A 20,070-nucleotide genomic window follows, 5' to 3' on the forward strand; every position below is an offset into this window, starting at 1 on the left:
CTTAACATTTTTCAGCATTTGCAAAGGTCCCATTTCCTTATTAAAAATCCAATATTAGAGCATAGCCGATCTTGTAATAATCGATTGCTCTTCTAATCCTCGGGTTTCTTTTTCTCCAGGCGAAACCAAGGATATATAGTGATCTATTAGCTGCTCTGCATTTTTTTTTGCCCCGTAATGTTTTTGTACATGTTCATATAGCTCTTCACATAATGTACTAGCCACTTCTTGTTTTGTTAAATATTCATTTAATCTTACTGCCAAGCTTTTTACTGATTTCGGCTCAATTAATTCATCCTTATATTTTCCAAATAAATCAGGAACACCGCCCACCCTTGTACAAACAACGGGTATTTTCAGTGAAATTGCTTCGATAATAACGGTTGGCATACCTTCAGAATAAGAAGGCAATGCAAAGATATCGCTGGCATACATATAATCTACTATCCTTTCATTTTCCATCTGCCCTAATAAAAACAATTGCTTGTTGTACATAGGATGCTGCTTTAAACCTTCTCCTTCTGGGCCATCGCCGATAAAGAAAACAACTGTATCTTTAGGCAGATAAGCAAGACTTTCTGCTAATTCATATATTCCTTTTTCTTTTACTAATCTTCCTACAAAAATTATGATTTTCTTATCTTCTGGAAGATTGAGCTGCTTTTTCACATGCCTTTTCGAAATCAGGGGATGGCTAAATCTGCTTAAATCAATTCCTATAGGCAACACAATACTATCTCTTCCTGTCTTATCTTTCACTTTATCTGCCAAGTTTTTTCCCACTGCAATTACCTTATCTGCTGATAAAACTGTCTTGCAGAAAATTTTTTCTGCTCCTTTGCTAAAGCTTGGATAAATATGAACATCACTGCCATGCAGCGTCAATACCCAGGGCTTTTTTATCTCCTTAGCTACCCTTCTGCAAGCTCCTCCTGATGGCATCGCAAAATGAGCATGAAGCAAATCAAATGTCAGATTGTTTTCTTTAATAGCATTTAAAACTGCCTTCGCTATTCTTTGGTCAGGCTGTGACCATCTAAGCTGCCCAGGATAAGCTGTATATTGGGGACTATAAACGGTTATCCCATTTCTTTCATATACAGAGAATTTGGGAGTTAGCTGATACCTCTTTTTTAATAAACGCAGAATTGGCGAATGATACGGAACTGGACAAATAACAGTCACCTCTATACCCTGTTTTTTTAATTCCTGTACTTGTGTTTCATGAAATACTCCGTTACCTGGCTGTTTATCGCTTGGATATGCACTTGTAACCCATAAAACTTTCATCCTCATTCTCTCCTTTCATTTAATTTAAAAAGATGTTCCTTTTTTATTAGGAAGAAAACTTTTTAAAAGCAGAAAATATACGATCGCACTTATTGCGATAGCGAGCGATAGCACAATAGCGTTGGAAAGATAAAAACTTGTGATAGTTTTAATAAAAAAAGCTACCAGCGTAATAAAAATTGCTAATAAAAAAGGAGTAAAAATGCTTTTCATATAAATGGTCCATTTTAAATTAATCAGCCTTTCTAACAGCCATCTTCCTAATATAAAATTAATGAGACTAACTGCAGCATATGTCCATGCAACTACTATTAAATGCTCTGATAGAACAGCTAAAAATAAGGCAATTCCATATATGACCATAAAAATAGCATCCCAATAAAATGCTAGATTTGCTTTTCCTTTTGCAAGAATGATACTCCCATTTGGATTCATCAATACTCGCAAAATCCCTACTACAAGCATTATTTTTAAAATAGGTACAGCATTCATCCACTCTTTTCCAAACATTAATGCAATCAATAAATCAGAAAGGGCCAGTAAACCAATCAACAAAGGAAAAGTAATAAATGCAATCATTTTCGTCATATATATAAAACCTTCTGTTAATTGAGCATTATCATGCTGTACTTTCGAAAATACAGGAAAAGCAACCCTAGTGATAATAGGATTAATTTTCAAAACAGGGATTGTCACAATTTGAGAGACAAGACTATAAATTCCTAGTGCTTCCATCCCCATAAATTTTCCTATTAAAATGACGTCTAAATTTCCTCCGATTCGATTAACAAGCCTAGACAACAATTGATATACCCCGAATGAAAAAATCTCTTTGCAGCAGCTCAAATCAAAAATAAGTGCTGGTTTCCATATCTTTCTGTAGCACACATAATATAAAAAACCTTTTAAGGAATACAAAATAACTTGTGATGCTACATAAGCGATAATGGGCTCTACACTACTCTTAAACAAGAAAACAAAAAGCAGCAGAAAGCTAATGAGTACAGATATTGTTTCGATTTTTCCAATTGTCTGGAATCGCAACTCTTTCTGCAGTAAATATTGTGCTTGTTGGCCAATGGGGGCCATTAAAAACAACCAAGCTAATAAACGTATCCCATTAATTAATTCCATTTCATGAAAAAAAGATGCAATTAAAGGGCTACCAAGCTGTAAAGCAACAAAAAGGAAAATCCCAAGAAATATATTCATCCAAAATAATGTGGATAGTTGTCTATTGCTCAACTGTTCCTTTTGAATAACAGCAGAGCCTATTCCAAGGTCTAAAATAATCTGCGAAAAAATAATCATCATTGTAAACATGCCAACCATTCCAAACTCTTGGACAGTTAAACTCTTTCCAAGGAGCAAAAACTGAATGATTTGTGTAATAGTAATAATAATGGTAGAAAAACTAGACCATTTAGCACCCTTTATAATTTGTGCCTTTATCGGAATCAATCAACGAGCACCTTCTCCTGTTAAAATGACTTTTACGGTTTTAGCCAAAATTTTCATTTCCAAAGAAAACTTCAAATTAGATATGTACTCTAGATCATATTTCAGCTTTTCTTTTGGCGTAATATTATATCCGCCATTAACTTGTGCCCATCCAGTTAAGCCTGGTTTTACTGCCAATCTATTAGAAAATCCAGCTATTTCTTTATCAAACTTGGCTGTAAAACATGGTCTTTCTGGTCTTGGTCCAATAATAGACATGTCTCCTTTTAAAACACAAAGCAGCTGCGGCAGTTCATCAATCCTTGTTTTACGGATAAAGTTCCCTATTTTAGTGACTCTAGGATCATTTGTCTCTGCCCATTTTGCACCATCTTTTTCTGCATCTAATCTCATAGAACGGAGCTTGATTAAATAAAAATACTCTCCCTTTCTTCCTACTCTTTGTTGCATATAAAAGGGCGATCCTGGTGTTTCCATCACAATTAAAACCGCAAATAATACAACAATAGGAGCTGCAATAATTATGCCAATTGATGCTAAAAGAAAATCTAGTATTCTTTTCACCCATAAGTAATATTCAACTTGTTTAGAAATCAAAACCTGAGATCCCTGAATAATGGAATATTCATGAAAAATATTAAATCTCTTATCCCCGCTCATCATGCTCACCTCGTAGATATGATTAATGTAGTGGCCAACCTTGTTTATTAGTATATTCTGAATTTATGTAGTGAACGTTGAGAAAAAATGAAGGAATAGTAAATGTTTGTAAATATTATAAATTCACAAAAAAAGCGATCATTAATAAATGACCACTTTTCAACAACTCTATAATTACTGTTCAAGTTTGTTTGCTAATACAATATTAAACTTTACCTGGCTATCTACTTTTTCGATATTGCTTATTTCCCAATTTTTCGCAAGCATGTTTTTGAGCATTATAAAATCTTCATTGGGAAGAAGTATATTCATTAAAATGGTGCCGACATCTATATAATCCATTCTTTCTGCTAAATGAAATTTCAGGCGAAGCCATTTTTTTAACGTTCCTTTTGTTAAAAAAGCGATTTCATATTTTCCTGCTATTACTTGTTCTATTTTCTGTGGATTGTTCTGATAATAGTTAATCAAAGTATCCCAATCTGGCAGTCCTCTTCCACAATTGGCTAAAAAGATTTTATCTCTTTTTTGAAGCGCTTTCAAAATTTCTCGATTAAAATACCCCTGATTTCTGATCTGTTCAATCATAATAGCATAATTTAGCGGAACTTTTGTCCATTCCATCCATCTTCTCCCTTCATTAAAAATATTTACTACTTATTTATTCACTTCTTGCTGCATATATACCTTCCATTCTCTTTATTTTCATGCTGATTAAATATATTTTTTTGCAAGCTGCCTCTACTCAAATAAAAAATGCCTCTTTAATCTAAGCCTCTATTTTTTAAAAATAATCCCTCATAAAGATAGAATGGAAGGTGAAAGTTTATTTAACTAGATTAAGGTGAAGGCTCCAAGGGTATATTGTAATAGTCTTTAAAACGCAGAACGATGACTTTTAATAATGAAGGAGATGACCTTTTATGAAAATTACTTATCATGGACAATCAGCAATTGAAATTTCCACTAACGGCAAATCCCTAATTATCGATCCATTTATTAGCGGAAATGATGCTGCGACAATAAAGGCAGAAGATATTAAAGTAGATGCGGTGTTATTGACTCATGCCCATATGGATCATATTTTAGATGCTGCCCCAATTGCAAAAGCAAATAATGCTCCAGTTATTGCAAATCCAGAATTAGCTGCCTATATGTCATGGAAAGGAACAAAAACCATTGGCATGAATATAGGTGGTACACTCAATTTAGAATTTGCAACAGCAAAAATGACACATGCTTTTCATAGTTCTGGAATTATTGATGAAGAGAATCAGCAGATTTTATATGGTGGAATGCCAGGCGGCTTTATTATTGAAGCAGAAGGCAAAACGATCCTCCATGCTGGTGATACAGGGCTTTTCAGTGATATGAAAATGATTGGAGAAAGACATTCGATCGATATTGCTTTTATTCCAATTGGCGATCATTTTACCATGGGGCCAGAAGATGCTTTGCAGGCTGCAAAATGGTATAATGCCAAACTCATTATTCCTATCCACTACAATACATTCCCTGTCATTCAACAAGACGGGGAAGCATTCGTCAGCAAACTAAGGGAGTATGGATTAGAAGGTAAAGTGCTTCATATTGGAGAAGCTATCGAGATTTAAAACAGTCATTTACAACAAAAAGGTTGGGGCTTTTCCGCCTAATAACAGTGGAAAAGCATCCAACCTTTTTAAATTGCATTGCTTTCTTCTTCTAATTCAGCGACTCTCTTTGCTACCTCTTCTGGAGTCATATTATTTGCTTTCACATATAGATTCCATGGATGTGTACGACACTCATGACTGCAGCTTTTCATATATTTCTCCTCATTTTCCGGTGAACAAAGCATTTTTCTATTGCATTCTGGATTTGCACAGTTAACATACCGTTCACAAGGCTCGCCTGTAAAAATATCTTTTCCAACCACAACATGTTCCACCTTGTTTACTGGTACACTAATTCTTTCATCAAAAACATAGCATTGCCCGTCCCATAGTTTTCCTTGTACTTCTGGATCTTTTCCATAAGTTACAATTCCGCCATCTAACTGTGATACATCTTCAAATCCTTCTCTTATTAACCATCCTGAGAATTTTTCGCAGCGTACTCCACCTGTACAATAAGTTAAGATTTTTTTGCCTTCCAGCATCTCTCTGTTTTCTTGAATCCATTGTGGCAATTCGCGAAATGTTTCTATTTCTGGCTTAATGGCTCCTCGAAAATGCCCTAAATCAAACTCATAATCATTTCGGGCATCAATTACCACAGTGTCTGGATTCTGCAGCTGCTCAAAAAATTCTATTGGCTTTAAATGTTTTCCTGTTAATTGTAATGGATCAATATCTTTCTCTAAACTTAGATTCACTAGCTCTTTTTTATGCTTTACATGCATTTTTTTAAAGGCATGACCTTCTGCCTCATCTATTTTAAAGATCATATCATAAAAACGAGGATCTTCTCTTAATGCCTCCATATACTTTTCTGTCTGCTCAAGTGTTCCTGAAACAGTTCCATTAATCCCTTCCTTGGAAACTAAAATTCTCCCTAATAGTCCTAATTCTTTACAAAAAGCTAAATGCTCCATTGTAAACTCTTCTGGATTTTCAATTATTACATATTTATAATAAAGCAACACTCTATATGCTTGTTTCTCCATAATTCCAACATCCTATTCTATACTTTTTTTGCACTAGGTTAATCATACAACAAATATAGCAATAGGAAAAATCCATTGCCTCATTTTACAAAATATACTAAAAAGACGGATAATCCTTGTATGGATATCCGTCTTTTCTTCAGATTAAAGAAGTTCTTTTTCTTCATCCTTTTTATCAGCGATAATTTCATTATAAAATGCTGCCATAGTTGCACTGTAATAAGGCACCAACCATAAAAAACCAATTCCTAAGGAGATTAAACACAATATTCCCCAACCAATAAAACTAAGTTGCAGCAAAAAATACTTCCACTTGTATCCGACCATTCTTTTTCTGCTTTCCGTTATTGCTTCTAAAACAGTATATTCAGGATGATCTTTTAATAGGTAAAGTGTTTGTGAATAGGCTAATCCTTTTATAATTCCTGGAATAAGCAATAATAAAGACCATAAAAATATAAAAATCCCTTGCACAATAGATACCCATATCAGCTTTAAAAAGACTTTCCAATCTTTATAGACAAAAAATATTTCTTCTAACTTTGGCAAACTTCCTCTTACTAAATTTACGTAAAACCATATGACGCCTATTCCTAAGGGGATTAAAATAATGCTTATCAATAAGCTTACAATGGATGCCGCAACTGGGGTTTGATCTGAGTTTTGCATAACCCAATTAGTAAAACCGCCGCTTAAAGGGATTTCAAAAACGAGAGGCAAACCTGCATTGATAAGAAATACTATAAATGTCACTGCTACCCCAATGCCCCAATATCCTTTTAACGATAACCTTGCTTCTTTTTTTAATGCCGAAATGCTCAAATTGCAACTCCTCCTTCTATGGTGAGTGAATATACCTTACCCTTACCTTCTATACTTATTTTTCATTTTTAATAATTATTCCAAGCCCTTTTAAGTTTGGCTATGTTAAAGCTCATTAGTGATTTTAGCATTTTATTGATTGAAGTGAAAAAAAACAAAGAGAGACCCCTCTCGCTGCAACCAACAGAACCTTTCATTTACAAACCTTGTTTCTTTTTATCCGGCAGTAACAGACAGTAAAACCCCCACTGATTGAAGTTTCACTTTATTAAGTATTCTCTTTAGGGATTTTGAAGGTTAGAATTAATTTTTATTTGCATCCTGTGAAAATATGTAAAAAGATAACAACCTGCTATCACCACTGCACTGCCAATGCCCTGTATCCAAGTCATCTTCTCTCCTAAAAATAAAAAAGCCAAAATCGCAGTGAAAATCGGGTTGAAATTTAAAAAAACTCCGCTTGTTGTTGCACCTAATTTCTGAACACCGATATTCCACAATACCATACATACCACTGTTGAAACTATTCCTAAATATATAATGGATTGAATAAAGTTTCTATTTACATTAATAATTTCAAAATCAGCAAAATTAAAAGGCAACATCATCATGATTCCAAATAATCCAGAATATAAAGTGGACATCAGCGGACTTACATCATAGCTCATTGCCCATTTGCTGCAGATAGAATATATTCCCCAAATACACACTGCACCAATCATATATAAATCCCCTATATTAAACTGAAAGGATACTAAGGAAAAAAGATTGCCTTTTGTCAGTACTAATAAAACTCCTGAAAAAGATAAAAAAATCGATCCCATTTGTAGAATATTAATCTTTTCCTTTAAAAAAAGAAATGAGCATACAGCAATAGAAATCGTATTTAACGTTGAAATTAACCCTACATTTGTTGCAGATGTTTTCTCTAATGCAAAAAACTGTAAAAGGTTAAAAATAAAGACCCCAGTCGCTCCCATTAAAATCAATGGCAGTATTGCTTCTTTTGGCGGATATAGTCTTTTTTCTTTCCACCATACAATTGGAATCAGTGCCAACACTCCAATAATCCATCTCAGACTTGTTAAAGTCATGGGCGAGGCATGGCCTACCAGAGATTTTCCAAGAACAAAATTCCCCCCAAACAAAAAGCTCGTTAACAGCAGCAACAAATATGGCATTCCATTATCTCCCTACCCAAAAGTAATTCTTCTATTTTATTAATCTAATACTCTATAAGTATCTTATCATTATTCTCTGAAAATCTAAATAATTGAAATAAAAAGAGAACCCTGCCTGCAAGTAAGATTCTCTTATTACTGTTATTTTTTTAATTGCACAGCATAATGTAAGGCCGACCCATACTTAGATTTTGCAAAAATAGTTTTTATATGCTCGATTGCTTCTTCTTCAGAAAGTTTTGTTTGAACTTGAATATCTGCTTTGATTTTTTCCAGTTTTTTTACTACTGTCGTTATCTTATCATCTTGATAATCTAGAAAAAACTGATGAACATAATTAATCTGGCCACATAAAAATTGAATTTTGTACTTATTCATTTCCAAACATCCTTATATAGAGATATCAGAATTACCTTTACTGCTGACAGTACTGCTAGCCGCCTTATTTGCTGCGATTACAAATGGCAAATAAATAAGTGTAGAAACTGCTAAACAAACAAAACCAAGAATTAAAGCAAGCCAGTTTCCGCCCGTCCCTAGAAAAGCAATTAACGGACCAGGCGTTGTCCAAGGTACAGCGTAAGCTATTGGAGGGATAAGCCCTGTTACAATTGCAGCATAACCAATCAAAATATTTATCGCTGGAACAATCATAAATGGCAATATTAAAATTGGGTTAAGCACTACCGGCAATCCAAATATTACGGGTTCATTAATATTAAATAATCCTGGTGCAAGAGATAGCTTTCCTATATCACGATAATCCTGTCTTCTAGCTACAAGAAAAATAGCAATCAATAACCCTAAAGTCATTCCAGAACCACCATAATTGGCAAAAGCATCATTGATAGCCCAAGTTACTGGATAAGGAGCACCCCAAGCACTTCCATGCTGTGCTACATAGTTTAAATTTTCCAAATTTGCTTCTGCAAACATAGCTTCACGAATAGCTGCAATTGTATTTGGTCCATGGATACCAAATACCCATAATAAATTAGAAACTATAGCAAGAATCACCAGGGAAAATATATTTGTACCTAGATGCTTTAATGGTGTTTGAATGACCGCATAAATAAACTCATGCAAACCTTTTGGATAAAACACATTAATAATAGCATTAGCAATAGCAAAAAGTACTGTAATAATAATAATTGGGAACAATACTTTAAAGGATCGAGATACCGCTGGCGGAACAGATGCCGGCATATTAATTTGCAATTTCTTTGATTTTGATAATCTACTGAAAACCTCTCCTACAAGCAATCCAACGATAAGTGCAACAAATAGTCCTTGAGCACCAACCCACTGAGTAGTTAAAAAGCTCGCTCCATCTACGACTTTATATGGGGGATAAATAATAAAGAAAGTGGATAATGCTGTCAAACCGCTTAATAACTCATCTGCCTTTAGTGAAATAGCCATATTACGCGCAACTAAAAAGACAATAAACATGGAAAGAATATTAGTAGAACCATTTAAAACTGGAGAAAATACAGATTGCAAATCAGCTAAATTTGGGAATAACTTATGCAAAAATAAAATTTTTGCAATAAAACCATCAGGTGCTAAAATTGCAAAATTTAATAATACGATAAGTGAACCTGCCAATGTAATAGGAAAAGATAAAATAAATGCATCTCTAATAGCGACAATATGGCGTTGGGAATTCAGTTTTGCTGCAACAGGAACTAATGTCTTCTCTGCAAACTTTTCAAACATTGCCATAAACCCCATATATACTCCTCCTAGATAATGTTTGATTATCCTTGCTTTGCTGGCATCTATTGCATAATATAAATTTCCATATACTTCATCTCTCTTGCTAAGAAAGCAAATTCATCGCCTTTTCTAGTACCGCTTTTCCATTCATCATGCCATAATCCCGCATATCAATAACTTCGACAGGCACTCTTCCCCCAATAATTTCCTCTACTTGTGGTTTTTGATATCTTACTTGAGGCCCTAAAAGCACAATATCCACTTCATTAGCCACCCTTTGACATTCTGAAACTGGCAAAGCAAATATCTCTAACTCTATCCCCTTTTCTTTTGCTGCATCTTTCATTTTATTTACTAATAGGCTTGTCGACATGCCTGCTGCACAGACTAATAATATTTTTTTCATCAAAACTCCTCCTCCTAAGATACTTATAAATTAGAAAAAACTGCTGTTTTATGCTATATTAACAATGTTGAGATGAATTATTTTTTCTCTATTCCCCCTTTGATTTTTGGCCATGTTAATGAATATGGTAATAAAGGGATTTTAGCTTATTCGTGAAAACAAATGTTATTCACGCCTTCTCGCAAGCAGCTGAAGGGAAATTTTCCCTACCCAAAAATCAACCGATTTCTTTAACAGTGCCTATTTATTTCTCACACTCTAATTGTATACGCTTTCATAATTAAATCAATAAAACTTCCCTTTTTTGATTTTTATCCTACTTAAAGAAATTTGTCACAAAAAGGAAACAAGTTGTTTTATATCTTTTCATGTTAACATCAGATTAATCTCTTTATAAATATATCTTTGAAAATAGGGGAGGGAGAAAACAACATGTTTACTGCGGAAATGGTGCAAACCTTTAATGAACTAGATATGCTTCTCTATAACTATATTACCAAAAACAGTGACAAGGTTATTTATATGAGGATTAGAGAACTTGCAAATGAGACACATGTTTCTACCTCAAGTATTTTGCGCTTCTGTAAAAAATTAAATTGCGAAGGTTTCTCCGAATTCAAAGTAAAGCTCAAACTTTACCTAGATCATCATACACAAGATCATATAAAATCACCTCGATATTATCTTTCTGAATTTATGGAACGGACTATTAATGGAAATTTTGAAAATGCACTCAATCAAGTTGCAGATTTAGTATTACAAGCAAATAAAATCCTTTTTATTGGAATTGGCAGTTCAGGCATTTTAGCGGAGTATGGGGCCAGGTATTTTTCTAGCTTAGGCAAATTTTCTTCCTCTATAAAGGATCCTTTTTACCCCATTAATAGCAAAGAATTAAAAAACAGCATCTCCATTATTTTATCGGTATCTGGAGAAACTGATTTCACTTTAAACTTAGCTCATCAGCTAAAAGCAGAAGGAACCCATATTATCAGCATCACTAACAGTAAAAACTGCAAGCTGGCGAAAATTTCTGATATTAATATTGCCTATTATATAGCAGAAACCTATTTAGGTGAAAATAGTATAACTTCCCAAATACCTGTTATGTACATCCTGGAAGAAAGCGCTCACAAAATAAAAGGTAAACTAAATAATAAAACATAACACTTATTCTGCTAATCAAAAGCGATTGTAATCTTTCATTGAAACTTACAATCGCCCATTCAGCCTGAACTTTTATTTGAGAACTATTTCAGCAGCCTGCTAACACTATATTGCAGTAAAATTGTTTATTTCATCTCAAGCATCTCTTTAGTTAAATTTGCTATTTTTATTTTCCACTAATATTGAGCGATCTATCATTCCCGGCGGTTGTTCTAACCAACTATTTTTGATCATAAGATCTGCCCCTCCTTTAGCATATTGGGCTATTTCAAGGGATAAACGTTCATAGTTTATGGCCAAATCGCTTCTTTGACTTGCCCCTGCTGCTGTTGAGTAATTTCCTATTCCAGCTGCACTTAATAAACTCATATGAAACATCATCAGTTTATCTGAAAAAGTTGGTATAGTAGAGTCTGTTATTGCTATATCAGCTGACATTGGACTTTGCAAATTCTCTTCCAATAATATATTCATAAAAATTTTTATATGTTTTTGGGCTATTTCCTTTCCTTGCATCATAAATTGCTGTACATCTTTGTTGGCAGACGTTTGGGCAAACGCCAAACTAATTTTAGAGCCTATATTATTCGTTTGTGTATTCATAAATAAATGGGAAATTTCAATAGAGTTCAGCGGACGTTTTTTATGAAAGAAATGAAATCCGCTTAAATAGCTATTACTATCTACATAATCTTTTGTTTTCGGTACAAGAATATAGGGAGAACGGACTATTACTCCCTTATTTATAAGCAAACTGGTACTTTTTTCAAATAATCTAGAAGTATCCGCCAGTCCATTTGTGAATATTTCAATAATATCTTCCCGCACACTCATAGAAAGAAATCCGCTAAATGCTAGAAGACCTGCCTTTGCCATATGATTTATATAAAACAAGCAAAAAGTATCTGTAAATAACCCAGGAGCCTCTAAATTTACATCGTTTTTGGAAAATCCGTAGGGTTTTTCATATGTATCCTTCTTAAATATGGTAGCAAGATGATCCATTTGCTTTATAGAAATAGTTAAAGCCAGATCAACAATTGCTTTTATTTCTGAATCTTCTATATGTTTTTTCATATGACTTAATATACATACAGACATGCTGTTATTCATATAAGAAGTCCAAATACAGGCTATCTCCGATGAAGTAAGCTTTACATTTGAATTATGCATAAATAAAACCCCCACTAAAAATAATCATCTTTTATTAGTATTTACATGTTTTTTATAAATATCCCTTAAGTGATGCGGAGAAAAGGTACTTATTCACATGAAAAATCGGTTGATTTTAGTGGAGGATATTGCGAAAAAGGTTAACTAGCAAACAAAACCATTTTACGGTATTTTTTATATACTCTCTGCTAAAAAAGCAGTTTGCATACCTGCTACTGTTGTCGTTACTTTAAACAATCCACCTGATAATGGATACTTCTCCAACTGCTCCTCATTCATACCCGTTCTTGCTGTTGTAATATACAACTCTTGCAAGTTTTCCCCTCCAAACGTGCAAGAGGTAACGTTTAAAACTGGCAGTTCGATATCTTCTAATTTCATGTTTGTATTAGGATTCCACCTAGATACCTTCGAACCGCCCCAATGTGCAATCCAAAGCATTCCCTCTTGATCTATCGTCATACCGTCAGGAAACCCATCTTCATTAGAAAAATCAATCACTTCCACTGCTTTTCCTAATATAGCTGTATCAAGAGCGAAGTCATAACGAAGCACCTTTTGCGTTGGTGTATCAATATAATACATATAGTTATTAGTTTTATCCCATGCTAAACCGTTGGACGTGCTAATATTGTCTAATTTCTTAGTAAGTTCTCCATTCGTATCCAGACAATACAGCGCTCCTTGTTCTTTCTCTTCCTTTTTGCTCATGGTGCCAATCCAAAACCTTCCATATGCATCACATTTCCCATCATTTGTTCTATTATCAGGCAAATTCTTCTCTACTTCTGTTATTAATTGAAGCTCTTCTGTTCGTTCTTGCAAATAAAACAGGCCCTTTTCCATCGCCACAATTAGCTTATCCTTATTTAAAGTGGGAACAACAGCACTGACTTGTTGATTCAGCACTATTTCTCTATTTTTACCTGTTGCTGGATTAAATGCACACACCTTTTTCCCTTCAATATCCACCCAGTAAAGCATTCCTGTTCTCCTATCCCAACATGGCCCTTCCCCTAGCTCTGCTTTTGCATCTACTAATAATTCGATTTTTCCTGTCATTTTCCCACAACTCCTTTTCTTTTCCATATAGTATTCATCGTATTCACACTATATCCTCTCCCATAAAAAGAAAACCTCTTCATTAATTAATGAAGAGATAAATTATGGGAAAAATTTAAATACCTTAGGAACTCCCTTGTTTTGAGGAGCAGTATTGCCTTTTTTTAGGTAATACTCATCACAAAAAAAGACAGGACGAAGAGATCAAATATTTGCAGCGGCAGCATAATCTCTGTTTCAACTTACACCTTTTTGCTTATTTTTGCTTCTTGCAATGTTCCCCTGACATATCGGGCAATCTCCTCTTCCTCTTCTTTATCTGGCGCCATTTCTATTCGAAGAGGTTCTGCTACAACAATTGCTCCGCGGTGTATTAGAATCTCCTTTAACCTATCTAATGCTCCACAGAAGTATTCATAACTTCTGTCGCCTGATCCAAATAAAGCAAAGTGCTTGCCGTCCCATCGCTCATCCTGTAAATTCTCTACCATGTCGAGACACTCATCTGGAAAATCACCATCCCCCCATGTATACAGCCCTAAATATACAAGATCATAATTCCTAAGCTGATCCACCTTATAGATATCCGGTATTTCCATTATTTCTGCTGAATAATTTTCTCTATGTAATCCTTCTACAATACAATCAGCAATCGCCTCCGTATTTCCAGACATAGTTGCATAAATGACAGCTATTTTCACAAAAATCTCCCTCCCCTTTAATGTACTTTTTTCTTATTATTTGATTTGAGCTGAATCCATTTACTTTCTTCAGAACCTGCAAACATAAAATCTTCATTTACATATACTCCCCGAAAACAATGGCCTCGGATAGTATCAAAGGGTATTATTTCATTTTTTAAAGAATCTCCGTAATAAACTCTTGAATAGCCATAGTTATCTTTACTAGAACAAGCAAATATCTTTCCATCAGAAATGAATACATCTAAAAAAGCATGCTCATTTATTGTCTGTGCAAACCTTGTCCAATTAGATAAGGTTTTTCCAATCTTTTTATTCACTTCCACACATCCATTAAATGTTGAGCAAGATCCTTTTGCAATGCAAATCATTTGTTTATCTATATAAATAGCAGATATCATCATGACAGTCTCTTCTTTAATCCTTATTAACGAGTTTGCATCCAAATTATATTCCCATAATCCCCCACTTTCTTTGTGGATTTGTGTTCCTATATAAATAGTATTTTCCTCTATAGCCAATGAACGAATAATAGGCCTTTTTTGTAAATGTTGAAAAGGCTGTACCGTCGTCCATGTTTTTCCGAAATTTTCTGAAATAATTAAATATGAACCTGCATGTGTCACTATCAGTCCGGAATCATTTCCTGTAATTCCCCATAATCTTTGGGAAGTTGGAAAAGCTGATTCTGCCCAACTGTCATTTTTTTGATTATATCGAATGATTGTCCCATGTTCTCCTACCCCAAATAAATAGTTGCCAATTACTTTAAAATGATAAATGGAATAAGAAAGTGGATACTCTAGCTTCCATTCTCCATTGGTAAAGGAATATATCCCCCTCTCTTTTATTGAAAGAATAAAAGAACCTGTTGATAAGCTTGCAACAGCAGTAGCGCCTTTAGTAAACATCCGTTTCTTCCTTCAATTTAGCCCAATTATAAACAGAATGAGCAAATTGTTTACACTCCTCTACTGCTTCATCCGTATCAGGGCTTAGCTCCATTTTTAATAAATCCTTAAAAACATCTGCTCCTCTTTCTTTTAACTTATCAGATATCAATTCTATTGCCCTGCAAAATTCAGGATAATCTGTATCACCTGATCCAAAACAAGCAGCAGAGACCCCTTCCAACGTAATCGTTTCTAATTCCTCATAAAAATCTTCTATTTCATAAGGCAAATCACCATCACCCCATGTATAGCTTCCTAATAAAAGCAAATTATATGTTGTCAGCGAAGAAACTGCTATTGTATCCATTTCCATTACCTCAACATGACAATTTTTCTCTTCTAATATTTCTTTAAGAATAAGCATAATTTCTTCTGTATTTCCGGACATACTGGCAAAACCTATCAATACCTTCATAAAAACACCTCTATAATGGAGAATTTATATTATTTATATAAAGACTATAAATGATAATGATTATCAATGTCAATAACTAACTTAATATTTATTTTTTATAGGAACATAACAAAAAGGATGACAATTCGTCATCCTTTTATGTATGAAAGCCTCCTATTAATTTCTTTAAATCGCCTACCTCTATTACTCGTTTCGTTTCACTTGTTACTTCTCTTACATAATCTATTAATTTTTGCCCCTGTTGTTTATCTATATCAATACCTTCTTGTTTAAGCAAATGGACAATTGAACTGATACCTGAATGTTTTCCTATTATAAAGTGATGCGCTCTTCCTACTTCCTTTGGATCAAAGGTTTGATAGGTTTCCAAATATTTAATCAAACCATCAACATGAATGCCCGATTCATGTGTATAAACCCTAGAACCAATAATTGCCTTATTCTCAGGAATTTTCAGACCCGATGCAACACTAACTAATTCTGCCAATCTATGAAAATACTCTGTTTTTACATTTATTTTTCCATTGTAAAGATGACGCCATCCCATCGCCACTTCCTCTAAAGAGGCATTTCCAGCTCTTTCTCCTATGCCAAAAATTGTCGTACTGGCCCATTTTGCACCAGCAAATAAAGCAGAAAGTGTATTGGCAGATGCCAATCCGAAATCATTATGACAATGAATTTCTAATTCTATATCTGCTGGACATTCTTTAATTATTCTTTGAATATTTATCTGTGCCAACATCGGGTTAAGCACCGATACAGTATCTGCATATCGAAACCTTTTTACGCCTTCTCTATAAAGGCTGTTTATTAAATCGATTAAAAAGGAGAGGCTTGCTCTGGAAGCATCCTCAAAGCCAACTGAAACAAGCAGATCAAATGCCTGTGCGTATGCTACTATATCTTGAATAAGCAATTTAATTTCATTTCTATTTAATCTTAATTTATGATACAGATGAATATCAGAAATAGGTATCGAAATATGCACCCAGTTTGCGCCAGCTTCCCTGGAAGCATCGATATCTTTTTTAACAGCACGATTCCAAGTTATTAATTGTATAGGCAAATTCATTTCCACAATCGAGTAAATTGCCTGCTGTTCTGCTTTTCCCATCGCTGGAATTCCAATTTCCGCCTGCTCTATACCAGCCTTAGCCAATAATTTTGCTATTTTTCTTTTTTCTTCATTAGAAAAGATTATTCCCGCTGCCTGCTCCCCATCTCTTAATGTAGTATCACAAAATTTAATACTGTCCACTTTCCTCCTCCTTTCTAGTAAATCTTTAAAAGCAGACTGTTGAACAAGTAGAACAATCTGAAACAGACTTCATGATAAATAATCCTTTTTTCCCCTCCCTTTCTGTATAAAAGATCATCTTTTCTTTTAATGCTGCCTTTGTTTTAAAATCCAAAAATATTTTTAATCCATTTTGTATAAACACCTCATCATCAGGGAGTTGTTCCTTTTCCCAATATATTTGGTAATGTATATTTTCTTCAATCGAAACTGCTACAATTCGAATGCCTTTCATGTCAAGCCCCTTATTATCTATATATTCTAACAATTCCTCTGCTGCTTCCTCCGTAAATAACATTACTTCTTCTCAACTCCTTTATTATTTATTTGATCAAAAGCATAAAAAGTTCCGTTCCTTTCATAAAAGGTGGGGAAAAATTTTTGCCTTGCTGGAGTTGGTTTTACAAATTCATGATATGCCCGAAATAATAATGCCCTTTGAATATTCCACACCTCATTGTCTGAAGAATCAGCATCAAAACAACCTTCTTTTTGCAGTAGATTTTGAAAACTCTTCAGTATATGTACTCTAGAAAGATTTAATATTTCCGAATGATAGGGCACATGATAATAATCAAAAAAATCTTCTGCATCACATAAATCTTTTAATTTTTTTTTAGGCATGTGCTACCTCCCCTTTATCGGCACAATGTTTACACGACGGATTACGTTTTAAGGAAAATGCCGCAGATTGAAAATTCAATGAATCAAAATGATATAATTTATTGTAATATGGTTCTCCTATTCCAGTTAAAATTTTAATAGCCTCCAATGCTGCCATACATCCAGCTATACCTGAAGTTGCACCTAAAACGGGAAATCCAAGGGGCTCCCATTTTTTATCTCTTTCTGGGAAAATGCAAGCTAGGCAAGCTGTTTCATTAGGTTTTATTGCTGTAAGTAAAATTTCAAACCCTGACATGGCTGCTTCTATCATCGGTTTTCCTATATCTACACATAATTTATTTAATGCATATCTTTCAGGGAAATCATAGCGTGCATCTATCACTACATCCGCTGCACTTACTAATGGATAAGAGGTTTCATAATTTATTCTTTGAGAATATGCTTCAATTTCTACTTCAGGATTAATCTTTTTTAAACTTTCTACCGCACAAGGTATTCGTTCTTCCCCTATTTTTTTGCTGTCCATTAAAATTTGTCTATTTAAATCTGGCAAAACAATATGCCCCTCATGAGCTATTAATAATTTCCCTATTCCTGCAGCAGCTAAATAGAGAGCCGCTGTTCCACCTAAGCCACCAATGCCAGCAATAAAAACAGCTGCATTTTTTAACTTTTGTTGCCCCTCTGTTCCTAAAAGCTTTAATTGTCTGCTATATCGATCATATTCATCCATATTCTTGTTCTCTATAATCGAAGGACTCATATCTTCTCCCTCCTAATCTATTAGCTCTATATATGTTCTTCCTCTTTTGTTCGGTCATTCATTGCTTTCACAAGCCAAAGGGGTGGATTAGTTTGAATCATTTTTAAAAGCTTGTCTAATTGTTCTTTAATCAAAGTATCCTCTGTAACCTTAACTGGCATAATTTTATTTCTTGTGATACGTGCCGCTGCAGTTGGTCCTATTTGTGTTATAAATAATAGAGTACAGTCGATTATCAGATTGAGCCTTTCTTCTATTCGATCACTTTCATTATTATTTTCCTCATTGATTATCACTCTCGTAGCAAGCTTTTCGTATTTTTCTTTTGTCATTTCATATATATCAAATGCATCAGAATAGCCGAAATGCGTATTTATTGACTCCCCGTCTGCCGTTGAAAATGCCACTTTTATCACGTTTCCCACTTCCCTTACTTTAATAAATTCCCCAATTTAATGATTGTTTCCGTAGTACCTCTGTAACCTACACTAGTTGCTAACGAATTTCCTAATTGATGAAAAATAGGGAATCCGGCAGGCATAAAAGGAATATTCAACCGATTTGCCCCTTGCTCCCCATGGGAATTGCTAATCCATAAATCAGCACTTGTTGCCATTTTCTCTAAATCATCTAAATCTCCAATAATAATTTCGTCATCTATCTCAGATAAAATATCGGTAGAAAATGAGGTTACCAATCCATCGAATTTCAGCCCCAATTCCCTGCATAAGGAAACCAGTGAATAAAGATGGTCTGGTTCTAAAGCCAGCACTAATTTCTTTCCTAAAAAATTAAAATGAGCATCTAATAAACAATCAATTAGAACATCTCTTTCCCACTGATAAAAGGAGGAAGCAGGGCATTTGCTAATAACTTGTAAAAAAGAAAAAAATTCATCATTTGCTTTTAGTCCAGATAAATTTTTAAATACTTGAAACGGTATTCCAGCACCTTCCTCCATCATTTTTGCAGCACCTTCCATGCTAGATCCTACTGCAATCGTATACTCTGAAGATATTAATTGCTTGGATTGGCTATAGGCAATTCCTCCTTGAGTTAGAGGCGAATATCCTAAAGCATGATGTTTTCCTGCTAATGATGTAGATAAATCAGGTACAGTTATGACAGTGAATCCAAAAGAATGAAGAATTCGTTTAATTTCCATTACATCCCCTGGCGTTAAATGAGAACCAGGCAAAAAATTGATTTGATTTTTTATTTTTTGATTCGAAATGTAATCTTTCTCTTTTTTCAGCAATTGCTTTATCATCGCTTCAACAGTATGTCTATAGCCTGACTCTAAAGAACCCTCAAAATCTGGCAAGGAAACAGGGAAAATAAAACAACCAGACTCCTTATCTATCATTTTTATATAGTTATTCACATTTCCTATTAAGTCATCACCCGCTGTTTCTGTTAAGCCTGTACTTAATACAGCTACAACATCAGGGTTATGCTTCTCTAATATGACCTTGAGTGCCTGTATCATGCTTTGCTCAGCTCCAAAAATAATATTCATTTCTTGAAGTGCTGTAGTTTGAATGGCTATAGGCTCTTGATAATGCTGGGTCATTAATGCTTTTATAAACGCTGCACAACCTTGTGAACCGTGTACAAGAGGAATAGCCTGATAAAAACCTTGTAATGCTAATACTCCTCCTAATGTCTGGCTGACTTTTAATGGATTAATGGTCAATTCTTTATCTGTTTTATATATAACCAT

At 34.3% G+C, this 20,070-nt stretch carries 23 protein-coding genes; 2 read left to right on the forward strand and 21 right to left on the reverse strand.

The annotated features are described in order from the left end of the window. Nucleotides 1-54 precede the first annotated feature (54 nt). The 4 genes from tuaC to NCCP28_RS19465 all read right to left on the reverse strand — a co-directional run bounded on the left by tuaC (nt 55) and on the right by NCCP28_RS19465 (nt 4,035). On the reverse strand, nt 55-1,290 hold the full coding sequence (tuaC, locus tag NCCP28_RS19450; RefSeq protein ID WP_248562891.1) for a teichuronic acid biosynthesis protein TuaC: 1,236 nt from the start codon (nt 1,288-1,290) through the stop codon (nt 55-57). 24 nt (nt 1,291-1,314) lie between these two features. Beyond that, the gene (gene tuaB / locus NCCP28_RS19455; RefSeq protein WP_248562892.1) at nt 1,315-2,751 is read right to left on the reverse strand and encodes a teichuronic acid biosynthesis protein TuaB; all 1,437 of its coding nucleotides are present in this window, start codon (nt 2,749-2,751) and stop codon (nt 1,315-1,317) included. Continuing rightward, on the reverse strand, nt 2,752-3,411 hold the full coding sequence (locus tag NCCP28_RS19460; protein ID WP_248562969.1) for a sugar transferase: 660 nt from the start codon (nt 3,409-3,411) through the stop codon (nt 2,752-2,754). It lies immediately after the preceding gene. Between the two features lie 174 nt (nt 3,412-3,585). Then, nucleotides 3,586-4,035, reverse strand: coding sequence for a hypothetical protein (locus NCCP28_RS19465; protein ID WP_248562893.1), 450 nt, complete (start codon nt 4,033-4,035; stop codon nt 3,586-3,588). Between the two features lie 299 nt (nt 4,036-4,334). On the opposite strand from NCCP28_RS19465, the gene NCCP28_RS19470 reads away from it, so the two are divergent. Continuing rightward, the gene (locus NCCP28_RS19470) at nt 4,335-5,024 is read left to right on the forward strand and encodes a metal-dependent hydrolase (protein WP_248562894.1); all 690 of its coding nucleotides are present in this window, start codon (nt 4,335-4,337) and stop codon (nt 5,022-5,024) included. Between the two features lie 68 nt (nt 5,025-5,092). Here NCCP28_RS19470 and trhO read toward each other — a convergent pair whose 3' ends face one another. The 6 genes from trhO to NCCP28_RS19500 form a co-directional block, all read right to left on the reverse strand. Beyond that, nucleotides 5,093-6,058 carry an oxygen-dependent tRNA uridine(34) hydroxylase TrhO gene (gene trhO, locus NCCP28_RS19475; RefSeq protein WP_248562895.1) on the reverse strand — a complete coding sequence of 322 codons (966 nt, stop codon included), beginning with the start codon at nt 6,056-6,058 and terminating at the stop codon, nt 5,093-5,095. A 144-nt stretch (nt 6,059-6,202) separates the two neighbouring features. Next, nucleotides 6,203-6,880: a DUF975 family protein gene (locus NCCP28_RS19480; protein WP_248562896.1), complete on the reverse strand. Its 678-nt coding sequence runs from the start codon at nt 6,878-6,880 to the stop codon at nt 6,203-6,205. Nucleotides 6,881-7,161: 281 nt separating this feature from the next. Continuing rightward, nucleotides 7,162-8,061, reverse strand: coding sequence for a DMT family transporter (locus tag NCCP28_RS19485; protein WP_248562897.1), 900 nt, complete (start codon nt 8,059-8,061; stop codon nt 7,162-7,164). A gap of 141 nt (nt 8,062-8,202) precedes the next feature. Continuing rightward, nucleotides 8,203-8,439: a hypothetical protein gene (locus NCCP28_RS19490; RefSeq protein WP_248562898.1), complete on the reverse strand. Its 237-nt coding sequence runs from the start codon at nt 8,437-8,439 to the stop codon at nt 8,203-8,205. A gap of 12 nt (nt 8,440-8,451) precedes the next feature. After that, nucleotides 8,452-9,795 (reverse strand): PTS sugar transporter subunit IIC, encoded by a 1,344-nt coding sequence (locus NCCP28_RS19495; RefSeq protein ID WP_248562899.1) that lies wholly within the window; start codon nt 9,793-9,795, stop codon nt 8,452-8,454. Between the two features lie 88 nt (nt 9,796-9,883). Continuing rightward, nucleotides 9,884-10,186 (reverse strand): PTS sugar transporter subunit IIB, encoded by a 303-nt coding sequence (locus NCCP28_RS19500; RefSeq protein WP_248562900.1) that lies wholly within the window; start codon nt 10,184-10,186, stop codon nt 9,884-9,886. Nucleotides 10,187-10,618: 432 nt separating this feature from the next. Here NCCP28_RS19500 and NCCP28_RS19505 point away from each other — a divergent pair, with 432 nt between their 5' ends. Then, complete coding sequence (locus NCCP28_RS19505) at nt 10,619-11,353, forward strand: MurR/RpiR family transcriptional regulator (RefSeq protein ID WP_248562901.1); 735 nt, start codon at nt 10,619-10,621, stop codon at nt 11,351-11,353. Nucleotides 11,354-11,500: 147 nt separating this feature from the next. Here the strand turns inward: NCCP28_RS19505 and NCCP28_RS19510 are convergent, their stop codons facing one another. The 11 genes from NCCP28_RS19510 to nifN all read right to left on the reverse strand — a co-directional run bounded on the left by NCCP28_RS19510 (nt 11,501) and on the right by nifN (nt 20,070). Beyond that, nucleotides 11,501-12,526, reverse strand: a complete 1,026-nt coding sequence (locus NCCP28_RS19510) for a DUF3231 family protein (protein ID WP_248562902.1) — start codon at nt 12,524-12,526, stop codon at nt 11,501-11,503. A gap of 174 nt (nt 12,527-12,700) precedes the next feature. Further along, nucleotides 12,701-13,588: an SMP-30/gluconolactonase/LRE family protein gene (locus NCCP28_RS19515; protein ID WP_248562903.1), complete on the reverse strand. Its 888-nt coding sequence runs from the start codon at nt 13,586-13,588 to the stop codon at nt 12,701-12,703. A gap of 242 nt (nt 13,589-13,830) precedes the next feature. Next, nucleotides 13,831-14,289 (reverse strand): flavodoxin, encoded by a 459-nt coding sequence (locus NCCP28_RS19520; protein WP_248562904.1) that lies wholly within the window; start codon nt 14,287-14,289, stop codon nt 13,831-13,833. A gap of 17 nt (nt 14,290-14,306) precedes the next feature. Then, the gene (locus NCCP28_RS19525; RefSeq protein WP_248562905.1) at nt 14,307-15,200 is read right to left on the reverse strand and encodes a beta propeller repeat protein; all 894 of its coding nucleotides are present in this window, start codon (nt 15,198-15,200) and stop codon (nt 14,307-14,309) included. Then, nucleotides 15,190-15,657: a flavodoxin gene (locus NCCP28_RS19530; protein ID WP_248562906.1), complete on the reverse strand. Its 468-nt coding sequence runs from the start codon at nt 15,655-15,657 to the stop codon at nt 15,190-15,192. Before NCCP28_RS19530 ends, NCCP28_RS19525 begins: the two co-directional genes overlap by 11 nt. A gap of 136 nt (nt 15,658-15,793) precedes the next feature. Further along, nucleotides 15,794-16,918, reverse strand: a complete 1,125-nt coding sequence (locus NCCP28_RS19535; RefSeq protein WP_248562907.1) for a homocitrate synthase/isopropylmalate synthase family protein — start codon at nt 16,916-16,918, stop codon at nt 15,794-15,796. A 25-nt stretch (nt 16,919-16,943) separates the two neighbouring features. After that, a complete protein-coding gene (locus NCCP28_RS19540; protein ID WP_248562908.1) occupies nt 16,944-17,255 on the reverse strand; it encodes a hypothetical protein in 312 nt (103 codons plus the stop codon). Further along, nucleotides 17,255-17,581 (reverse strand): nitrogenase-stabilizing/protective protein NifW, encoded by a 327-nt coding sequence (locus tag NCCP28_RS19545; RefSeq protein ID WP_248562909.1) that lies wholly within the window; start codon nt 17,579-17,581, stop codon nt 17,255-17,257. The genes NCCP28_RS19540 and NCCP28_RS19545 overlap by 1 nt, the downstream gene beginning before the upstream one ends. Next, nucleotides 17,574-18,347 (reverse strand): HesA/MoeB/ThiF family protein, encoded by a 774-nt coding sequence (locus tag NCCP28_RS19550; protein ID WP_248562910.1) that lies wholly within the window; start codon nt 18,345-18,347, stop codon nt 17,574-17,576. Before NCCP28_RS19550 ends, NCCP28_RS19545 begins: the two co-directional genes overlap by 8 nt. 26 nt (nt 18,348-18,373) lie before the next feature. Beyond that, the gene (locus NCCP28_RS19555; protein WP_248562911.1) at nt 18,374-18,763 is read right to left on the reverse strand and encodes a NifB/NifX family molybdenum-iron cluster-binding protein; all 390 of its coding nucleotides are present in this window, start codon (nt 18,761-18,763) and stop codon (nt 18,374-18,376) included. A gap of 14 nt (nt 18,764-18,777) precedes the next feature. Continuing rightward, entirely contained in the window at nt 18,778-20,070 is a 1,293-nt protein-coding gene (gene nifN, locus NCCP28_RS19560) for a nitrogenase iron-molybdenum cofactor biosynthesis protein NifN (RefSeq protein ID WP_248562912.1), read from the reverse strand.

It is taken from the genome of Niallia sp. NCCP-28, assembly GCF_023168165.1.
Classification (GTDB): Bacteria; Bacillota; Bacilli; order Bacillales; family Cytobacillaceae; genus Niallia.

Excerpts from the sequence above, each read along its gene's own strand:
- NCCP28_RS19485 (WP_248562897.1), bottom strand. The coding sequence starts at position 8,061 with ATGCCATATTTGTTGCTGCTGTTAACGAGCTTTTTGTTTGGGGGGAAT.
- NCCP28_RS19540 (WP_248562908.1), bottom strand. The coding sequence starts at position 17,255 with ATGTTATTTACGGAGGAAGCAGCAGAGGAATTGTTAGAATATATAGAT.
- NCCP28_RS19495 (WP_248562899.1), bottom strand. The coding sequence starts at position 9,795 with ATGGGGTTTATGGCAATGTTTGAAAAGTTTGCAGAGAAGACATTAGTT.
- NCCP28_RS19505 (WP_248562901.1), top strand. The coding sequence starts at position 10,619 with ATGTTTACTGCGGAAATGGTGCAAACCTTTAATGAACTAGATATGCTT.
- NCCP28_RS19515 (WP_248562903.1), bottom strand. The coding sequence starts at position 13,588 with ATGACAGGAAAAATCGAATTATTAGTAGATGCAAAAGCAGAGCTAGGG.
- NCCP28_RS19470 (WP_248562894.1), top strand. The coding sequence starts at position 4,335 with ATGAAAATTACTTATCATGGACAATCAGCAATTGAAATTTCCACTAAC.
- NCCP28_RS19490 (WP_248562898.1), bottom strand. The coding sequence starts at position 8,439 with ATGAATAAGTACAAAATTCAATTTTTATGTGGCCAGATTAATTATGTT.
- tuaC (WP_248562891.1), bottom strand. The coding sequence starts at position 1,290 with ATGAAAGTTTTATGGGTTACAAGTGCATATCCAAGCGATAAACAGCCA.
- nifN (WP_248562912.1), bottom strand. The coding sequence starts at position 20,070 with ATGGTTATATATAAAACAGATAAAGAATTGACCATTAATCCATTAAAA.
- trhO (WP_248562895.1), bottom strand. The coding sequence starts at position 6,058 with ATGGAGAAACAAGCATATAGAGTGTTGCTTTATTATAAATATGTAATA.
- NCCP28_RS19460 (WP_248562969.1), bottom strand. The coding sequence starts at position 3,411 with ATGAGCGGGGATAAGAGATTTAATATTTTTCATGAATATTCCATTATT.
- NCCP28_RS19525 (WP_248562905.1), bottom strand. The coding sequence starts at position 15,200 with ATGTTTACTAAAGGCGCTACTGCTGTTGCAAGCTTATCAACAGGTTCT.
- NCCP28_RS19465 (WP_248562893.1), bottom strand. The coding sequence starts at position 4,035 with ATGGAATGGACAAAAGTTCCGCTAAATTATGCTATTATGATTGAACAG.
- NCCP28_RS19510 (WP_248562902.1), bottom strand. The coding sequence starts at position 12,526 with ATGCATAATTCAAATGTAAAGCTTACTTCATCGGAGATAGCCTGTATT.
- NCCP28_RS19550 (WP_248562910.1), bottom strand. The coding sequence starts at position 18,347 with ATGAGTCCTTCGATTATAGAGAACAAGAATATGGATGAATATGATCGA.
- NCCP28_RS19530 (WP_248562906.1), bottom strand. The coding sequence starts at position 15,657 with ATGAAGGTATTGATAGGTTTTGCCAGTATGTCCGGAAATACAGAAGAA.
- NCCP28_RS19545 (WP_248562909.1), bottom strand. The coding sequence starts at position 17,581 with ATGCCTAAAAAAAAATTAAAAGATTTATGTGATGCAGAAGATTTTTTT.
- NCCP28_RS19500 (WP_248562900.1), bottom strand. The coding sequence starts at position 10,186 with ATGAAAAAAATATTATTAGTCTGTGCAGCAGGCATGTCGACAAGCCTA.